The organism is Streptomyces sp. NBC_01477, from assembly GCF_036227245.1.
Taxonomy (GTDB): Bacteria; Actinomycetota; Actinomycetes; order Streptomycetales; family Streptomycetaceae; genus Actinacidiphila.
In genome coordinates, this window is sequence record NZ_CP109445.1 from 2,191,037 (window position 1) to 2,208,062 (window position 17,026).

Genomic DNA, 17,026 nt, shown 5'->3' on the forward strand with positions numbered 1-17,026 from the left:
CATCGGACACGGAAGTCCGTCCGGGCGCACCTTGACGCCGTCTTGACGGCGTATACGGCCACGCCGTCGCCATGTACCGGGTGAAACGCGGCTTCCCGGCGCCCGCGGTCACCGGAACGGCACTCTTCCTCGCCCTGCGTCATCGCGGCCCGCTCCCCCCGTGGGGAGCGGGCCGTGCCGCGTCAGGGGCGCGGTTCAGGTGTCGGACACGATCCGGGTTCAGGCGTCGGAGACGATCCGGCCGTCGCGCAGTTCGAGCACCCGGTCGGCCAGGGCGAGCAGCTGGTTGTCGTGGGTGGCGACCAGCGCCGTCACTCCCTCGCTGCGGACCACCGCCCGCAGCAGTTCCATCACGGCGAGTCCGGTGTCGGCGTCGAGCTGTCCTGTGGGCTCGTCGGCGATGATCAGGTCGGGCCGGTTGGCCAGCGCGCGGGCGATGGCGACCCGCTGCTGCTGGCCGCCGGACAGCTCGCCCGGGCGCTGGGCGGCATGGTCGGCCAGGCCGACCAGGGCGAGCAGCAGCGCCACCCGTTCCTCACGCTCGCGCGGCGGCGTCTTGCGCAGCCGCATCGGCACCCCGACGTTCTCGGCCGCGGTGAGGATGGGGATCAGGCCGAAGGACTGGAAGACGAAGCCGATCCGGTCCCTGCGCAGCGCCAGCAGGTCGTCGTCACCGAGCCCCGCCAGGTCGGTGCCGTCCAGGGCTATCCGGCCGCCGTCGGGGCTGTCCAGGCCGCCGACCAAGTTCAGCACGGTGGTCTTGCCCGAGCCCGAGCGGCCCTTGAGGGCGACCAGTTCGCCGCGCGGCACCGAGAACGACACCCCGCGCAGCGCGTGCACGGCGGTGTCGCCGCTGCCGTAGGTACGGCGCAGGTCCTCGACCACCACCATCTCGCCGGTCGTGTGTTCCGTCGCCACAGCCGTGGCGGACCGCTCGGTCATCCGGGCGCCCCCTTCCTGGTCGCTCACTCGTCCTCCCCCTCCCCCTCGCCGGGGTCCTGCGCGCCCGGCCCGGCCGCCGCGTCCTGCCCGGCGGCGCGGTCGGGCCACACCCCGATGTGGCCGGGCTCCGCGGTCAGCCGGACCCGGCGGTGCAGCCCGTACCGCTCGGTGTACTCCCGCGGCAGCTGGAGCCGGCCGACCCGGTCGAGCACGGCGTATTCCTCCGCGCCGCCCGCCTCCGCGCCCGCCCCGCCCGCGGACGGGCGCAGCACTTCGGTCGCGGTGCGGCCGTCGCGTATCCGTACCGTACGCCTGACCTGTTCCGAGACCGCGGGGTCGTGGGTAACGATCAGGACGGTGACGCCGAGTTCGGCGTTGGTACGGCGAAGGGCGGCGAAGACCTCCTCGCCGCCGGCGGTGTCGAGTTCGCCGGTGGGCTCGTCGGCGAAGAGCACCCGGGGGGTGTTGGCGCCCGCCACCGCGATGGCGACGCGCTGCTGCTGGCCGCCGGACAGCTCGCCGGGGCGGCGGTCGCGGCAGTCGGCGATGCCGAGCAGGTCGAGCAGCTCCATGGCCCGCCCGGCGCGCTGGGCGCGCGGGATACGGGCGTAACCCATCGGCAGCGTCACATTCTCCAGCGCCGTCAGATACGGCAGCAGATTGCGCCCGGTCTGCTGCCAGACGAAGCCGACCGTGCTGCGCCGGTAGTCCAGCCGCTCGCGGCGCTTCATCGCGAGCAGGTCGTGGTGGGCGACCCTGGCCCGGCCCGCGGTCGGCAGGTCGAGGCCGGACAGGATGCCGAGCAAGGTGGATTTGCCGGATCCCGAGGCACCGACGACGGCCAGCACCTCGCCGGCCTCCACGGTCAGGTCCAGGCCTTGCAGCGCCTGCACCTCGACGCCCTCGGTGCGGTAGACCCGCACCAGGTTGTCGCAGACGATCAGGCCCTCGTCGGGCTCGGGAGCGGACCTCGCCAGGGCGCGGGCCTGCAGGGCGGCGAGGTCGGTCATACGGTCTCCCCGTGGTGTGCCGGCGGTCCGGTCGTGCGGCGCGCTCATAGCTGCGCCGCGGCGGTCAGGTGCGCTCATACGGCGTCTCCCAGCCGCAGGACGGCGCCGAGCCCGCGGCGGCGGCCCGCCCAGGTCTCGGCGGCGACGGCCGCGGCGATCAGGGCGGCCAGCCCCAGGCCGAGCCCCGCGGTCAGCACGTAGTCGGTGTGCAGGGCGGGCGCGGCAGGTCCGCCGGTGAATTCCCGCAGCGTCAGGGTGGGGCCGAGGATGCCGGGCAGCACCAGGCCCAGCGCGACGCCGCCCGCGACGGCGGCCAGCGCCATCGGCAGCAGCTCCAGGACGTTCATCGCCGCGATGCCGCGGGTCGGCAGGCCCAGGGTGCGCAGCCGGGAGGCGGTGCGCCCGCGGTCCCTGGACGACAGCAGCAGTTCGAGCACCAGCGCGACCAGCGCGAAGAGCACGGCGAGCACCGCGGTGGCGGCGTAGGCGCGCCGGACGCCGCGCAGCAGGCCGTCGTGCGAGGCCAGGGCCAGCTCCGCGGCCTTGATCCTGACCTCGCCCGCGGCCCCGGTGATCCGCGGTCCCGCCGCCCGCAGCGAGGCGGCGTCCAGGTGGGGGCCGTAGAGCAGGACGGCTGAGTCGAAGAATTCGGTGACGCCGAGCATCGTCAGCTCGGCGGAGTCCACCAGCAGCAGCGGGCTGTCGGCGGCGACGGCGGTCGCGCTGTCCTTGCTCTCGCCGCGCCCCGCGTCGTGCTGGTAGACGCTGAGCAGCGGGCCGAGCGCAGGGTCGCGCCGGGTGTCCTCCGGCAGGGCGCCGACGATCCGGAAGGCGACGGTGCCGTTGCGCAGGGTCGTGGCATAGGTGTCGCCGATCCGGCCGCCGGCGAAGTCGCCGGTGGCCAGCGCGGGCAGGACCCAACGCCCCTTGACCGGCGCGGGCGCCGGGCGGCCCGCGAGGCCGGCCGCCTTCAGGGCGCGGGCGGCGGCGGATCCGGGGGCGGCGGATCCGAGCACGTCGGCGTCGACGCCGGCCACGCGGGTGGTGCTGTAGCGGGCGCCGTCGCTGTCGCTGGTGAGCTGGTTGACCACGCTGCGTACGACGGTGGCCCGCCGCACGCCCGCGACGTCGGTCAGGGACTTCTCCGCGGTGCCGTCCTTGCCCGCCCCGATCACCACGGCGTCGGCGCCCGCGCTCCACACGGCCGCGGTCCTGCTGCCGTCGGCGACCGTACGGGCCACCAGGCCGCCGAAGACGGCGGTGGACAGCGTGGTGACCAGCACCAGCAGGGCGAGCGCGTGGCCGGGCGCCTCGCGGGCGGCGCGGGACAGCGCGATCAGCGGCACGGCGCCGCGGCGGGCGCCCGCGGCGCGGGACAGCAGCCGCAGCGGCAGCGGGTAGATCCGGACCAGCAGCACCACGGTGGCGGCGCCGAGCAGCGCGGGCACCACCGCCAGCTGCACGTCGAGACCGCCGGAGCCGGCGCCGTGCGCACGCAGCATCAGCACACCGGCCGCGGCGAGCAGCAGCACGGCCGCCTCCACGACGGGCCTGCGGACGGCCGGCGGGCGGCCCGTACGGCTGCCGCGGTCCCTGGCCGCTGCCAGGGTGAGCGCCGGCAGGGTGAGCCAGGCGAGGGCGGCGACGGCCAGCGCGGGGGCCAGGCCGCCGAGTCCGCCGCCCGGTGGCGCGGCCTGCCTGGCCGCGCCGATCCCCAGCGCCACCCCGAGCAGCGCGGCGGGCGCGGTCTGCACCAGCCGTACCAGCGCCAGGTCGGTCGCGGAGGCGCCGCGCGCGCGTTGCAGCGCCTGGGCGGCGGCCCTGCGGTGGACGGCGAGGCGGGCGGTGACGACGACGGTGGCCAGGCCCACCGCGATCAGGCCCGCGAGGGCGAACGACTCCAGGGTGCGGGCCTGTCCGCGGGCACGGGCGAAGGGTGCGACCAGGTCGGGGAGGTCGTCGGTGGTGGCCAGGTCGGTGGTGGTGTGCCGGCCGATCCGGCAGGCCGCGGCCATCAGGTCGTCCGGCGGGGGGCAGTAGTCCTTGCCCACGGCGGCCGTGTAGCTGTCGGCGGCGTTCTGCAACTGCCGCAGCCCGTTGTCGGTGGCGAAGCGGGTCGCCTGGTCGGCGGTCAGCCGGATCGAGCTGCGCCACTGCACGACCACATCGCGGCCTTGGCCGCGGGTGCTCTGCTGGAGCGCGTCGATCGACGCCGCGTTCATCACCGCCTGCGACCGCCACAGCCCGTCGGTCCGCGCGGGCCGTGCCAGCAGGGCCTCCTCGTGCCACAGCGGGGTGGTGGCGTCGGCGGGCGGGGTGAAGAAGCCGCTCACCACGGCGTCGGTGTCGAAGCTGCCGACCGCGGGCGAGAGGTGGAAGCGCTGCCCGACGGTCAGGTGCAGGGCGTCGCGGGCCGCGGTGGAGAAGGCCACCGGGATCGGCGAGGTCAGGTCCGGCGGGCCCGGCGGGACGCCCTGCGCATACGCCGAGGCGGCGGGCGCGTCGTCGGCGTAGAGCAGGCCCAGCTCCAGGCGGCCCGCGCCGGTGCTGCTGCTGAGCACCGGCACCTCGACCCGGGTGGAGTCGTGCACGAGGAGCGAGGACAGCGGCGGCCTGGCGGACGCGAGCAGCCCCGCGGTGGCCTGGGCGAGGTCGCGGCCGACCCTCGCGGTGGACGGGTCGGGCGGCGGTTCCGTCTCGTCGCGGTGCAGGCTGACGCTGTGCCGGATCACGGCGTCGGTCTGCCGGGCGGTGGCGAAACGGGCGCGCAGCGCGTCGCCCGCCCAGCGGTCGAGCAGCGGCGGCCCGGCGGCGGTGATCAGCGCGAGCAGCGCGACCACCGCGGTCAGGCAGGCCAGCAGCGGCAGTTCAGCGCGGGCCTCGCGGCGCAGCGCCGGGTCGCGCACCCCGGAGCCCGGCCGCAGCCGCCACTGTCGGGGGGCCCGCCCGCGAGCGCCGTCCTTGGTGGTCATCCCTCGTCCCCCGCCCTGAGCACGCGTACGAGATCCACCCGGGCGAAGGTCCTGGCCAGTGCGGTGACCGCGGTGACGATCAGCAGCGCGGTGCCCACCGCGACCGCGGCCACCTTCAGCCACGGCACCGTCACCGTCAGGCCGGGCACGATCGGCGCCCCGGTGGCGTCCACGCTGACCAGCGGGGTGACCACGACCGCGAGGGCGGCGCCGAGCGCGGTGCCGACCACGACGGCGAGCAGGGCGAGGCCCAGCTGTTCGGTCCACAGCAGCGCGGCGAGCTGGCGTTTCCGTACCCCGATGGCGCGCAGCAGGGCGAATTCGCCGCGCCGCTGCCGGGCCGACATCGCGGTGTGCAGGGTGAAGCCGACGACCGCGAAGGCCGGGGCCAGGACCAGGGCGAGCACCAGGGCCGCGTGGGTGCCGCGCCGCAGCGGGTCGTCGGCTGTCCGCCGGGCCGCCTGCGGCACGGTGGTGCCGGTGCCCGCCGCGGGGTCGCGGCGCAGGGCCGCGGCGGCCGGGCCCGAGTCGCCGTGCCGGGTGGACAGCAGCCAGAAGTCGTCGGAGGGCGGGTCGTTGCCGGTCGCGATGAGGGCGGCGGCCATCGCGCGCGAATCGACCAGCAGCCGGCCGTGCGAGCGGTCGAAGCCGGGTACCGCGGTGATCCGCCCGATCACCTTGACCGTGATGTCCACCCCGGGGCCGCCGTTGAGCGCCACCACGGCACCGGTGTCGAATTCCCCGGTGGCCTGGAGCGTGGCGTCGGCCAGCGCGGGCACCGGGGGCTGCCCGGCCGCGGGCACCGGGCCGAGCGTCATGTCCCAGCGCGGCGGCCACACGGCGGGGTCCGGGCCGCGCAGGGTGCCGGAGAACAGCTGCCCCGGCACCCGCTTGCTGGTGCACAGGTGCGGCCCTGGGGCGGTCTCCATGGCCGTCCGGTAGCCGTCGCAGCCGGCCCGCGAGTAGACGGGGTTGCTCAGGTCGCGCCACAGGGCGCCCTGCGGAGCGGCGTCCGAGCCGATCTCCAGCCGGTAGTCGCGGCGGACGTGCGGGAAGCGGATGCTCAGCGACAGGCCGATGATCCGCAGCGGATAGTGCCGGGCGGCACCGGCGTGCCCGGCGAAGGTGAGCGGCACACGGACGTCGTACGGCGTGCCGTCCGTGACCGGCAGTCGCACGGTCAGGTGGTCGGGCAGGCCGTCCGCGTCCTCGACGGAGACGGTGAGGACCACCGGGACGTACGGCCCCCTGCCGCCGGCCGACAGCCGTACGGTCAGCGGCAGTTCGGCGGGCCGGCCGGGGACGGTGAAGCCGTGGTCGGGGATCGCGGCGCCGAGTCCGGCCAGCAGGCCGGCGGCCGGTTCGCCGGTCAGGTCGGGGCGGATCGCCGGCAGGGTCCCGCCGCCTCCGGAGCCCTGGGCGCCGGTGGCCGCCGAGGTGTTGACGCCCTCGGCGGACAGCGCCTGCTGGCCGCGGTTCAGCGGCAGGTCGGTGACCGGGGTGACCGCGGTGGCGCCGGGCAGCGCCGCGTAGACGCCGTGCCGCTGAGCGGTCGGCGGGACGGCGCCGACGGACTGCGCGGGCGCGGCCACCCGCAGGTCGCCGCCGACGTCGAAGGCCGCCTGGTCGTGGGCGCTGCGGTCGAGGATGGCCAGCGCGGTCACGCCGAGCGCGCCCACCGCGAGCGCCAGCGTCATCAGCAGGGCGGGGCCGGTGTGCCGGGCGGCCCTGCGGCCGATCTGCCAGCCGCCGAGCGGCAGGACGAAGCCGGCCGCGCGCCGGGCGGCCCGGTCGATCAGCGGTGCGGTCAGCGGCAGCAGCCGCAGCGAGAGCAGGGTCGCGGCGGCGGTCATCAGGACCGGAGTGAGGATCAGCACCGGGTCGACCGAGGTGCCGCTGACTCCCCCGCCGGCCACCGGGGTCCTGTAGTGCCGCAGTTCGAGCCAGCCCGCCACGGCGACCGCGGCGAGCGCCACATCGGTGCCGGCCCGCTGGAAGGCGGCGGCCCTGGCGCCGCGCAGCCGCAGCCGCATGCCCGCCCGGTGGTCGGCGGCCTGGCGGGCGGTGGGCACGAGCACCGCGACGCCGTGCACCGCGAGGGCCAGCAGGGCCGCGGTCCAGCCGACGGCGGTGGCGCCGGAGGACGGGATGTCGCCGTGCAGCAGTCCCGCGCGGTGCAGCCCGGCGAGCAGCGGTCCCGCGAGGAAGGGCGCGGCCATTGCCGCGGGCACCGCGACCAGCGCCCATTGCGCGGCGGCGGCGGCGACAAGGCGTGCGGTGCCGGCCCCGCGAGCGCCCCTCAGGGCGATCTCGGTCGCCCTGGCCTGGGCGAGCTGACGGGCGGTCAGCGCCAGGGCCGCGGTGGCCAGGGCGGCGAGCAGGGCCGCGGGGATGTACATCCCGGCGCGGGCGACGGCCATCGGCGCGGACAGGGCGTCGAGGACGTCGGGCAGCCCGGAGGTGGTGAAGACCCGCGCGAGGGCGGGCGGCTCGTTCCGGAAGACCGAGATGGCGGTGTCGCTGCTGGAGAAGCGGGCGACCCGGTCGCGCAGCGGCCCGATCTGGCCCAGGTGCAGCCGGGAGGTGTCGGGGGCGGCGAACCAGGCCGCGACCGCGTCGGCCGTGATGCCGGGCAGCGCGGTGAAAGCGCCCGGGGCGATCATGGCGAGGCTGTCCGTGGTGCCGAAGGAGCTGGTCAGGCCGGCCAGGACGCCGGGGTCGGCGGTCGCGGGCAGATAGCTGCCGGACAGCGTCATCGCCATCCGCTGGAGGCCGACCTGGAGCCGGAAGGTGCTGCCCACGCCAAGGCCGAGACGGGCGGCGGCGACCTGGGTGAGCGCGACCTGTACGGGCCCGCCGCCGGTCGCCTTCGGCCAGCTGCCGGAGATCAGCCGGGCGTGGCCGGCCGGGTCGGGCAGCGCGATCACGACGGTGGAGGTGCCGGTGGCGGTGCCGTCGTCGCGGACGACGGAGTATTCGGAGGACAGCGAGGCGGGGGCGCGCAGCGCGGTGTAGGTGCGGTGCGGCACATCGCCGAACACCCGGTCGAGCGAGGCGCGTACGGCCGTGTCGCCGGCCGCCATGTCCTGCGCCCGGTATGCGCCCATCACATCGACGGCGGTGTCCGGGTCGCCGGTCAGCCGGCGTTGGACGGCGCTTTCGACGGAGTGGTCGGCGAGCGCGGCCAGGGCGGCCAGCACCGTCGCGGACAGCAGGATCGCGAGCGCGGCGGCGACCAGGACGACCAGGTGGTGGGTTCCGCCGCGGACGGCCGCCGGGGCGGCGGGACCGCCGCGCTGTCGCCGCCGCGCCCGTACATCCGTCGCCATGTACCGCGCCTCCCCGCCGAGCCCCCCGTGGAAGGCCGTGCGACCACCCGGGCGCCGACGGTAGTGGCGGGGTTTATGCTGTGCAAGAGTTTCGGCAAACCGGTAGCTCATTTTCCGCTTACCGCAAATTTCTTGCCGCGTTCTTGCATCACCGTCGCAATGGTGGCGGTTCCCGGGCCGGGACGCACTGCGGCCCGGACCTGTCGTCCCAGGTCCGGGCCGTGTGTGAGGACCGCGAGGTCAGTGCAGCTCGGTGATCTCCGGGCCGCGGCGCATCGGGTCGATACCGTCACCGAACTTCGACGGCTCCTGCTGCTCGGGCGCGGCGCCGTCCGGCACCATCTGCGCGTCGTTGGGCAGCTTGAGCACGATCGGGTCGCGCGGCGCCATCGGGGAGTCGCCGCGCAGCACCACAGTGTCCTGGAAGACCGACTCCAGCACTCCGGCGGCGGCGGGCTGCACCGCGCCCTGCCCGGAGATGACCCCGCGCAGGAACCAGCGGGGCCCGTCGCAGCCGACGAAGCGCACCAGCTGCACACCGTTGGTGCCGTCCGGCAGCTGCACCGGCACCTGGGCGCGCAGCTCCCAGCCCAGCGGGCCCTCGACCTCGTCGACGACACCGCCCTGCTGGGTGATGCCGGAGGCGATCTCCTCGCGCACCTCGCCCCAGATCCCCTCGGACTTGGGCGCGGCGAACGCCTGCAGCTGGACGGCGCTGTCCCGCAGCACCACAGTGGCGGCGACGATCGACTCGCCCGCCACCTCCACCCGCAGCTCCATGCCCTCGACCCCGGGCACGAACAGTCCGCCGAGATCCACCCGGCCGTCGCCGGGCTCCCTGACCTCGCTCACGTCCCACGGCCCGTCGGGCCGGGGCGCGGGCGGAAGGTTGTACCGGTTGGAGTCACCGGAGTCGTCCGACTCCTTGGTGTCCTCGGCCAGCTCGTCCTCGGCCTCGACGGCCTCATCGAGCTCGTCGAGGGCGTCTTCGCGCTCCTTGCGACGACGGAACACGGTCACTGTCCTTCCCGGTCTGCTACGACCGATGCGTATCCGTATCTGGACGTGTCAGCCGACGGCGTCTCCACCGCGGCATGACCCCCCGTGGAGCCGAAGCCCCCCGCGGCCCTGGCAGAGCCGGGCAGCTCCGCCACTTCGTGGAAGCGGACCCGCTCGACCTGCTGGACGACCAGTTGGGCGATCCGGTCGCCCTTGGCGAACCGCACGGTCTCGCGCGGGTCCAGATTGACCACGATCACCTTGATCTCTCCACGGTACCCGGCATCCACCGTTCCCGGGGCATTCACCATGGCCACACCGCAGCGCGCGGCAAGGCCGGAGCGGGGGTGCACGAAGGCCGCGTAGCCGTCGGGCAGCGCGATGGAGATTCCGGTGGGCAGGACGATCCGCTCGCCGGGCGCCAACTCGGCCGCCTCGGTGGTGATCAGGTCGGCGCCGGCGTCCCCGGGGTGGCCGTAGGAGGGCACCGGCACGGAGTCGTCGAGGCGGCGCAGCAGCACGTCCACCGGGGGCCGGGTCACGGGTTCACCTCGAAGGCGCGGGCGACCTTGACCTGGTCCGGGTCGGCCATCGCGGCCTGGATCTCCTCGGGCCGGCCGTGGGCGGTGAAGTGGTCGACCTTGACCTCCACGAAGAGGGCGTCGGCGCGGACCGCCACCGGCCCGTCGGGGCCGCCGATCCGGCCCTCGGCGCTGCTGTAGATCTTCCGGCCGGCCACCGCGGTGCAGCGGGCCGACAGGTACAGGGTGGTGCCGACCGGTACCGGGAGGACGAAGTCCGTCTCCAGCCGGCCGGTGACCGCGATGACCCGCAGCAGCCAGCTCAGCGCGCCCAGCGTCTCGTCGAGCGCGGAGACCAGCACCCCGCCGTGCGCGAGCCCCGGGGCGCCCTGGTGGGCGGGCTGCACGGTGAACTCGGCGGTGAGGCTGACGCCTTCGCCCGCCCTGGACGCCAGATGCAGTCCGTGCGGCTGGGTCTCGCCGCAGCCGAAGCACTGGTCGTAGTGGGCGCCCAGCAGTTCGCCCGGCGCGGGGGCGTCGGGGTGCCGTACCGGAGCGGCGGCATCGGGCGGCGGCTTCAGGGCCGGCCGTCCTTCACTCGGGGATGTCGTGGCTGCACTCACGCCCGAGACCCTACCCCCCTGGGCTGTCCCGCCCCGCCGTGCCCGCGGGTCCGCCCGCGGCGCATGGCAGTCTGGTGCCATGCAGCCTTACGACGAACGCCTCACCGTCCCGCGATCCTGGTGGTTCCTGGCCATCGCCGTGGGTGTGGCGGTGGCGCTGATCCTGCTCCCGTTCGGCCCGCTGCCGCTGCTGGCCGGCCTGGTCGGCGGGGGTGCGCTGGCGCTGATGGCGGTCAGTTCCTACGGGTCGGCCCGGATCAGGGTGGTGGCCGGTTCGCTGGTCGCGGGCAAGGCGCGGATCCCGGTGACGGCGCTGGGCGCCGCCACGGTGCTCGACCCGGAGCAGACGGTGGCGTGGCGGTCCCACAAGGCGGACCCGCGGGCCTTCATGCTGCTGCGCTCCTACGTGCCGACCGCGCTCAAGGTCGAGGTGACCGATCCGGCGGACCCGACGCCGTACGTGTATCTGTCGACGCGTTCACCGCAGCGGCTGGCCGCGGCGCTCGACGCGGTCAGGACGGCGGACGCCGGCTAGCCGGTGCCTGCCGGCGGGTCCCGGCGGGTCAGTGCCGGCCGGTCGGTCCCGGCTGACCGATCTCGGGGATGCCGTCCGGGCCGGCGTCGTCGCCGATCCCGGGGTACGGCTCGGAGTCGGGCTCGGCCGCGGGCACTTCCGGCCAGGGGAACTGCGCGGCGCGCAGGTCGCGGCGGATGCGCTCGGCGAGCTTGCGGGTGTCGCGGCGGTTCATCACCGCGCCGACGGCCGCGCCGATCATGAACGGGGTCAGGGTAGGTGCGTTGCGCAGGGTCCGGCGCAGCAGACGCTGCCGCATCTCCCGCTTCATGCTGCTGCCCAGCGCGACATTGGCGGTGGACAGCTTCAGCACATCGATACCGCGCTGCTCGGTCCACGACCACAGATAGGCGGTCGCCCGCTCGCGGGCGCCGCCGGGGACGCGCAGTCCGTAGACCTCGTGCAGCTCGGCGATGAGCTTGTACTCGATGGCCGCCACGCCCAGCGTCTCGGCCGTCAGCTCCGCCGGCATGGCCGGCGGATTGGGCAGCATCGCGGCGGCGCCGATACCGGCGCCGACCGTCATGGTGCCCTTGACCGCGGCGGCGACCAGCCGGTCCGCGATCTCCTCGGGACCGAGCCCGGGGAACTGCCGGCGCAGGGTCGCCAGGTCCCGCACCGGAATGCGGGGTGCCACCTCGATCAGCCGCTCGGCGACCGTACCGATCCCTGCTTTCGCGACGCCGCCGCCCCTGCGGGCGCCGCCGCTCACACCGTTCACGCCGTATCTGACGCCCCGGCCGAGGCCGCGGGCGGTCGTGGCCGCGAGCGAGGCCGCACGGCCTCGCTCGGCGCCCTCACGGCCTTCCGGCACGCCGGTCACACGGATCAGGCCGCGCAGTCGCGGCAGATCGGATTGCCGTTCTTCTCCGACGCGAGCTGGCTCCTGTGGTGCACCAGGAAGCAGCTCATGCAGGTGAACTCGTCCGCCTGGCGGGGCAGGACGCGGACCGACAGCTCCTCGTTGGAGAGGTCGGCGCCGGGCAGTTCGAGGGACTCGGCCTGGTCGAACTCGTCGACGTCGACCGCGGAGGTCGACTTCTCGTTCCGCCTGGCCTTCAGCTCTTCGATGCTGTCCTCGTTGACATCATCGTCGGTCTTGCGTGGGGTGTCGTAATCAGTAGCCATGTTTTTCGCTCTCCCCCTGTGGGTGTCTGCGGTGTCTCCAGCGCACGTAACGCGCGGGAGGCCGGACTTGTGCCCGACCTGAGGCGGAGATTTTGCCTCACATCAAGGCCTGTTACTCAATCGACACCCAGCGTCGCCCCCGAAGGGGTGATCACACGGGTGGCCGATCATGGTCTGCGATGGCCGGGAATGAATCCGCCGCAGCCGCCAGTACGTGTACTTCCCGTGATCATGACCTGCGGAAACATGGATTTTCCGGTCTTTTTCCCAATGTCTTGATCACTGAGTGTAGGCGATGGGGAAATCGTGTGTGCGATCGATCACAACCCGTCCGGGCGCGGCACAGATCGCGAAATTACTCGCAAAGCGAACAGCGGCCGGGCGGGCCGCCCCGGTCCTGGGCCGTCGGCGTGACGCGGTTCACAGTGCTCCACGGCGGCTTCCGGCCGCCACTCAGACCGGGATCGCGACCCGCATGAGCAGGCCACCGCCCTCCCGCGGCTCCGCGCTGATCACTCCGCCGTGCGCCCTGGCGACCGACCGGGCGATGGACAGCCCGAGCCCGACGCCCTTGTCGCTGCCGGTGCGCTCGGTCCGCAGCCGCCGGAACGGCTCGAAAAGATTGTCGATCTCGTATGCCGGGACGATCGGTCCCGTGTTGGCCACCAGGATCAGCGCGTGGCCGCCGCGGACCTCGGTGCCGACCGTCACCCAGCCGTCCGCCGGCACGTTGTAGCGCACCGCGTTCTGCACCAGGTTCAGCGCGATCCGCTCCAGCAGCACGCCGTTGCCCTGCACCACCGCGGGCGCCAGCTCGGAGCGCAGCTCCACGCCCCTGGACTGGGCCTCGGCGCGGGTCTGGTCCAGTGCCTGGGAGGCGGCCTCCGCCAGGTCCACGGGTTTGCGGTCGATGATCTCGTTGTCGCTGCGGGCCAGCAGCAGCAGGCCCTCCACCAACTGCTCGCTGCGTTCGTTGGTGGACAGCAGGGTCTTGCCGAGCTGTTGCAGGTCCTGCGACGCGTCGGGGTCGGAGAGCTGGACCTCCAGCAGGGTGCGGTTGATGGCCAGCGGGGTGCGCAGCTCGTGCGAGGCGTTCGCCACGAAGCGGCGCTGCGCGTCGAAGGAGCGCTCCAGCCGGTCCAGCATCTCGTCGAAGGTGTCGGCCAGCTCTTTCAGCTCGTCGTCGGGGCCGTCCAGCTCGATCCGGCGCTTGAGGTCGGAGCTGACCACGCTGCGGGCGGTACGGGTGATCCGGCCCAGCGGGGCCAGTACCCGGCCCGCCATGACGAAGCCGAAGGCGAAGGCGACCACCGCGAGGCCGATCAGGGCCAGCAGCGAGCGCTTGAGCATGGTGTTGAGCGCCAGGTCGCGCTGGTGCTGCATACAGCTGTTGAGCGCGGCCATGAACTCCTGCTCGGTGCTCTGTCCGCTGGACGGCAGCGCCGGGCAGTCGATCGGCTGGATATTGGCCTGGATGATCTTGAAGGGCAGCTCGCTGCCCTGCCGGATGGCCTGCGCGGCCAGCAGGTAGATGATCCACAGCAGCAGCACCCCGGCGATCAGGAACATGCCGCCGTACAGCACGGTCAGGCGTATGCGGATGGTCGGCCGCAGCCACGGCGGCTGGCCGTCGGTGGGGTGCGGGTCCCACGGGGGGCGCGGCGGGGCGTGGGGAGCGGAGGGCGGAGGGGAGGAGGGGGACGCGGTGGCCACGCGATCAGATCCGGTAACCCGAGCCGGGCACGGTGACGATCACCGGTGGCTCGCCGAGCTTGCGCCGCAGTGTCATCACGGTGACCCGCACGACGTTGGTGAACGGGTCGGTGTTCTCGTCCCAGGCCTTCTCCAGCAGCTGCTCCGCCGAGACCACCGAGCCCTCGCTGCGCATCAGCACCTCGAGCACGGCGAATTCCTTGGGCGCCAGGTGCACCTCGGCGCCGTCCCTGGACACCTCGCGCCGGTTGGGGTCGAGCCGGATGCCGGAGCGCTCCAGCACCGGCGGCAGGGCCGCGGTCGTCCGCCGGCCGAGCGCGCGGACCCTGGCGGTCAGCTCGGTGAAGGCGAACGGCTTGGGCAGGTAGTCGTCGGCGCCCAGCTCCAGGCCCTCGACGCGGTCGCTGACGTCGCCGGCGGCGGTGAGCATCAGCACCCGGGTGGGCAGCCCCAGCTCGACGATCTGCCGGCACACGTCGTCACCGTGCACGACCGGGAGGTCACGATCCAGTACGACCACGTCGTAGTCGTTGACACCGATCCTCTCCAGGGCGGCGCCGCCGTCGTAGACCACGTCGACGGCCATGGCCTCGCGGCGAAGGCCGGTGGCAACCGCATCAGCGAGCAGTTGCTCGTCCTCGACGACCAGTACGCGCAAGGCGCTGTTCCTTCCGTGAGCTGTGGGAATGCTCCACCATCCTGCACCTGGCAGGGGTAAATCGGCGGTAAGTGCGCGGACCGCGGAATTTCCCCCGGGTCGGTGAGGTTTCCCCCGCGGGCACGGCGGGGAGGACGACTGAACACCCACCCACTACGCCTGCCGCGCGTTGTCGCGCGCGGCATCTGGCTTGACACATTCCCCGTGTCAACGGAGACGACGAGGGGGCGCCATATGGACGCGTTCACCACCGGAATCCTGCAGCGCATACACAGCACGGAGTCCGACCTGCGCAGGGCGCGGGAGACGGGCGACGAATTCCTCGCCGAGGTCGAGCAGGGCGAGCTGGACGATCTGCGCAGGCTCGCAGCGGAGCACGGCGTGGACGTACGGCCCAAGGTCGCCTGACCCCCGAGCCGCACGCCCCGGCCCCTGGAGGGAGCCGGGGCGTTCGCATGCCCGGGTCCTGGGCGGCCCGGCCAGGTCCGGGGCGCGGGCCCGCGCCCCGGGCTCGTCTGGCCGCCCGGGAGCGCCGGGCGCGCCTGGGTCAGCCCTGCCAGGCGCCCAGCTCGTCCAGCCGCTGCTGAAGCGTCTCGAAGAGCCCGGCAGGGGCGGCGACCAGCAGATCGCCCGAGGCGCGGTCGCCGGGGCGGCCGCCGGTGAGCGCGCCGGCCTCGCGGGCGAAGAGGTCACCCGCGGCGAGATCCCACGGGTTCAGGCCGCGCTCGTAGTACGCGTCGAGCCGCCCGCAGCCGATGTCGGCCAGGTCGATCGCGGCGGAGCCGCCGCGCCGGATGTCGCGGACCTGCGGCAGCAGCGTACGCACCACCTCCGCCTGGGTCGCCCGCCGCTCGGCGCGGTAGCCGAAGCCGGTGCCGACCAGCGCGTGCGACAGCTCGGGGGCGGGCCGGCAGCGGGCCGGAGCACCGTTGACCAGCGCGCCGCCGCCCAGCACCGCCTGGTAGGTCTCGCCGCGCATCGGCGCCTCCACGACGCCGACGACCACCTCGCCGTCCTTCTCCGCGGCGATGCTGACCGCCCAGGACGGCAGGCCGTAGAGGTAGTTCACGGTGCCGTCCAGCGGGTCGATGATCCAGCGCACCCCGCTGGTGCCCTCTCGGCTGGCGCCCTCCTCGCCGAGGAAGCCGTCGTCCGGGCGCACCCGGCCGATGACGGTGGTGATCAGCTTCTCGGCCGCGATGTCCATCTCGGTGACGACGTCGATCGGGCTGGTCTTGGTGGCGGCGACGCCGAGGTCGGCCGGGCGGCCGTCCCGCAGCAGGGCGCCGGCCTTGCGGGCCGCCTCCAGGGCGACCTCCAGCAGCTCGGTGTATTCCGCGGTGCGGTCGGCCGGTGACGCTTGGGTGCTCACGTGACTCCTCAGTCCATTCCTGCGGCGGCGGGCATCGGATTCCTGGCAGGACAGCAGCCTGCCGGGCAGACGTCGTGGCTCGGTCCGAGCGCGCCGAGAGCGCAGCGCGCGGGGGCGGCGCCGTTCTCGGTGGCGGCCCGCTCGATCACCAGCTCGCGCACGGCGGCGGCGAACCGCGGGTCGGCCCCGACGGTGGCGGCCCGGCTGACCGGCAGGTCCAGCTCGGCGGCCTTCGCGGCCGCCTCGGTGTCCAGGTCGTACTTCACCTCCATGTGGTCGGAGACGAAGCCGATCGGCACCATGACGACGGCGGGCGCGCCCTGCTCCCGCGCCTCTTCCAGGTGGTCGCAGATGTCCGGTTCGAGCCAGGGGATCTGCGGGGAGCCGCTGCGGGACTGGTAGACCAGCTCCCAGGGGCGCTCGACGCCGTCCACCGCCCTGACCGCGTCGGCGACCAGCCGGGCGGTGTCCAGGTGCTGCGCGACATAGGCGCCGCCGTCGCCGTGGACAGGCGGCGGGCCCGAGGTGTCGGCCGCGGCGGTCGGGATCGAGTGGGTGGTGAAGGCGAGCCGGGCGCCGTCCCTGACCGCGGGCGGCAGGGCGGCCAGCGCGGCGAGCGTCGCCTCGGCCATGGGCTCCACGAAGCCGGGGTGGTTGAAGTAGTGCCGCAGCTTGTCCACGCGCGGCACCGCCCGCCCCTCGGCGGCGAGCACGGCCAGGGCGGCGGCCAGGTTCTCGCGGTACTGCCGGCAGCCGGAGTAGGAGGCGTAGGCGCTGGTGGCCAGCACCAGGACGCGGCGATGCCCCGCGGCGGAGATCTCCCGCAAGGTGTCGGTCAGGTACGGTGCCCAGTTGCGGTTGCCCCAGAAGACCGGCAGGTCGAGGCCGTGTTCCGCGAAGTCCTTGCGCAAGGCGTCGAGCAGGTCGCGGTTCTGCGCGTTGATCGGGCTGACACCGCCGAAGAGGAAGTAGTGCCGGCCGACCTCCTTGAGGCGCTCGCGGGGGATGCCGCGGCCGCGCGTCACGTTCTCCAGGAACGGCACCACGTCGTCGGGTCCCTCGGGGCCGCCGAAGGACAGCAGCAGCAGCGCGTCGTAGGGGGCGGGGTCGGTGCCCGGCACCGGGGTCCCCGGCACGCGGGCGTCGGTTGTGGGTGACTGCTCTGGCATGGGTCCGATCCTGCCA

15 protein-coding genes are annotated in these 17,026 nt (G+C 74.3%); 2 read left to right on the forward strand and 13 right to left on the reverse strand.

Annotated elements, in window-relative coordinates; all coding sequences use genetic code 11:
• Positions 1–219: 219 nt before the first annotated feature.
• The 7 genes from OHA86_RS08690 to OHA86_RS08720 all read right to left on the reverse strand — a co-directional run bounded on the left by OHA86_RS08690 (position 220) and on the right by OHA86_RS08720 (position 10,396).
• On the reverse strand, positions 220–942 hold the full coding sequence (locus OHA86_RS08690; RefSeq protein ID WP_329182317.1) for an ABC transporter ATP-binding protein: 723 nt from the start codon (positions 940–942) through the stop codon (positions 220–222).
• A 23-nt stretch (positions 943–965) separates the two neighbouring features.
• Complete coding sequence (locus OHA86_RS08695; RefSeq protein WP_329173873.1) at positions 966–1,952, reverse strand: ABC transporter ATP-binding protein; 987 nt, start codon at positions 1,950–1,952, stop codon at positions 966–968.
• Between the two features lie 74 nt (positions 1,953–2,026).
• On the reverse strand, positions 2,027–4,924 hold the full coding sequence (locus OHA86_RS08700) for an FtsX-like permease family protein (RefSeq protein ID WP_329173874.1): 2,898 nt from the start codon (positions 4,922–4,924) through the stop codon (positions 2,027–2,029).
• A complete protein-coding gene (locus tag OHA86_RS08705; protein ID WP_329173875.1) occupies positions 4,921–8,253 on the reverse strand; it encodes an ABC transporter permease in 3,333 nt (1,110 codons plus the stop codon). Before OHA86_RS08705 ends, OHA86_RS08700 begins: the two co-directional genes overlap by 4 nt.
• Positions 8,254–8,493: 240 nt before the next feature.
• The gene (locus OHA86_RS08710) at positions 8,494–9,267 is read right to left on the reverse strand and encodes a DUF3710 domain-containing protein (protein WP_329173876.1); all 774 of its coding nucleotides are present in this window, start codon (positions 9,265–9,267) and stop codon (positions 8,494–8,496) included.
• 2 nt (positions 9,268–9,269) lie between these two features.
• Complete coding sequence (gene dut / locus OHA86_RS08715; protein ID WP_329173877.1) at positions 9,270–9,794, reverse strand: dUTP diphosphatase; 525 nt, start codon at positions 9,792–9,794, stop codon at positions 9,270–9,272.
• Positions 9,791–10,396, reverse strand: a complete 606-nt coding sequence (locus tag OHA86_RS08720) for a PaaI family thioesterase (RefSeq protein ID WP_329173879.1) — start codon at positions 10,394–10,396, stop codon at positions 9,791–9,793. The genes dut and OHA86_RS08720 overlap by 4 nt, the downstream gene beginning before the upstream one ends.
• Positions 10,397–10,475: 79 nt before the next feature.
• Between OHA86_RS08720 and OHA86_RS08725 the strand changes: the two genes are divergently transcribed.
• Entirely contained in the window at positions 10,476–10,931 is a 456-nt protein-coding gene (locus OHA86_RS08725; RefSeq protein WP_329173880.1) for a DUF3093 domain-containing protein, read from the forward strand.
• A 28-nt stretch (positions 10,932–10,959) separates the two neighbouring features.
• Here OHA86_RS08725 and OHA86_RS08730 read toward each other — a convergent pair whose 3' ends face one another.
• From OHA86_RS08730 to OHA86_RS08745, 4 genes are all read right to left on the reverse strand, one after another.
• Positions 10,960–11,793, reverse strand: coding sequence for a hypothetical protein (locus OHA86_RS08730; protein WP_443071675.1), 834 nt, complete (start codon positions 11,791–11,793; stop codon positions 10,960–10,962).
• A gap of 5 nt (positions 11,794–11,798) precedes the next feature.
• The gene (locus OHA86_RS08735; RefSeq protein WP_033173914.1) at positions 11,799–12,098 is read right to left on the reverse strand and encodes a DUF4193 domain-containing protein; all 300 of its coding nucleotides are present in this window, start codon (positions 12,096–12,098) and stop codon (positions 11,799–11,801) included.
• Between the two features lie 453 nt (positions 12,099–12,551).
• Positions 12,552–13,811: a sensor histidine kinase gene (locus tag OHA86_RS08740; RefSeq protein ID WP_329173881.1), complete on the reverse strand. Its 1,260-nt coding sequence runs from the start codon at positions 13,809–13,811 to the stop codon at positions 12,552–12,554.
• Positions 13,812–13,815: 4 nt separating this feature from the next.
• Positions 13,816–14,469, reverse strand: a complete 654-nt coding sequence (locus OHA86_RS08745) for a response regulator transcription factor (protein WP_329173883.1) — start codon at positions 14,467–14,469, stop codon at positions 13,816–13,818.
• Positions 14,470–14,703: 234 nt separating this feature from the next.
• Here OHA86_RS08745 and OHA86_RS08750 point away from each other — a divergent pair, with 234 nt between their 5' ends.
• Entirely contained in the window at positions 14,704–14,877 is a 174-nt protein-coding gene (locus OHA86_RS08750; protein ID WP_329173884.1) for a hypothetical protein, read from the forward strand.
• 139 nt (positions 14,878–15,016) lie between these two features.
• Here OHA86_RS08750 and OHA86_RS08755 read toward each other — a convergent pair whose 3' ends face one another.
• Positions 15,017–15,841, reverse strand: a complete 825-nt coding sequence (locus OHA86_RS08755; protein ID WP_329173885.1) for an inositol monophosphatase family protein — start codon at positions 15,839–15,841, stop codon at positions 15,017–15,019.
• Between the two features lie 8 nt (positions 15,842–15,849).
• Entirely contained in the window at positions 15,850–17,010 is a 1,161-nt protein-coding gene (locus OHA86_RS08760; RefSeq protein WP_329173889.1) for a ferrochelatase, read from the reverse strand.
• Between the last annotated feature and the right edge of the window lie 16 nt (positions 17,011–17,026).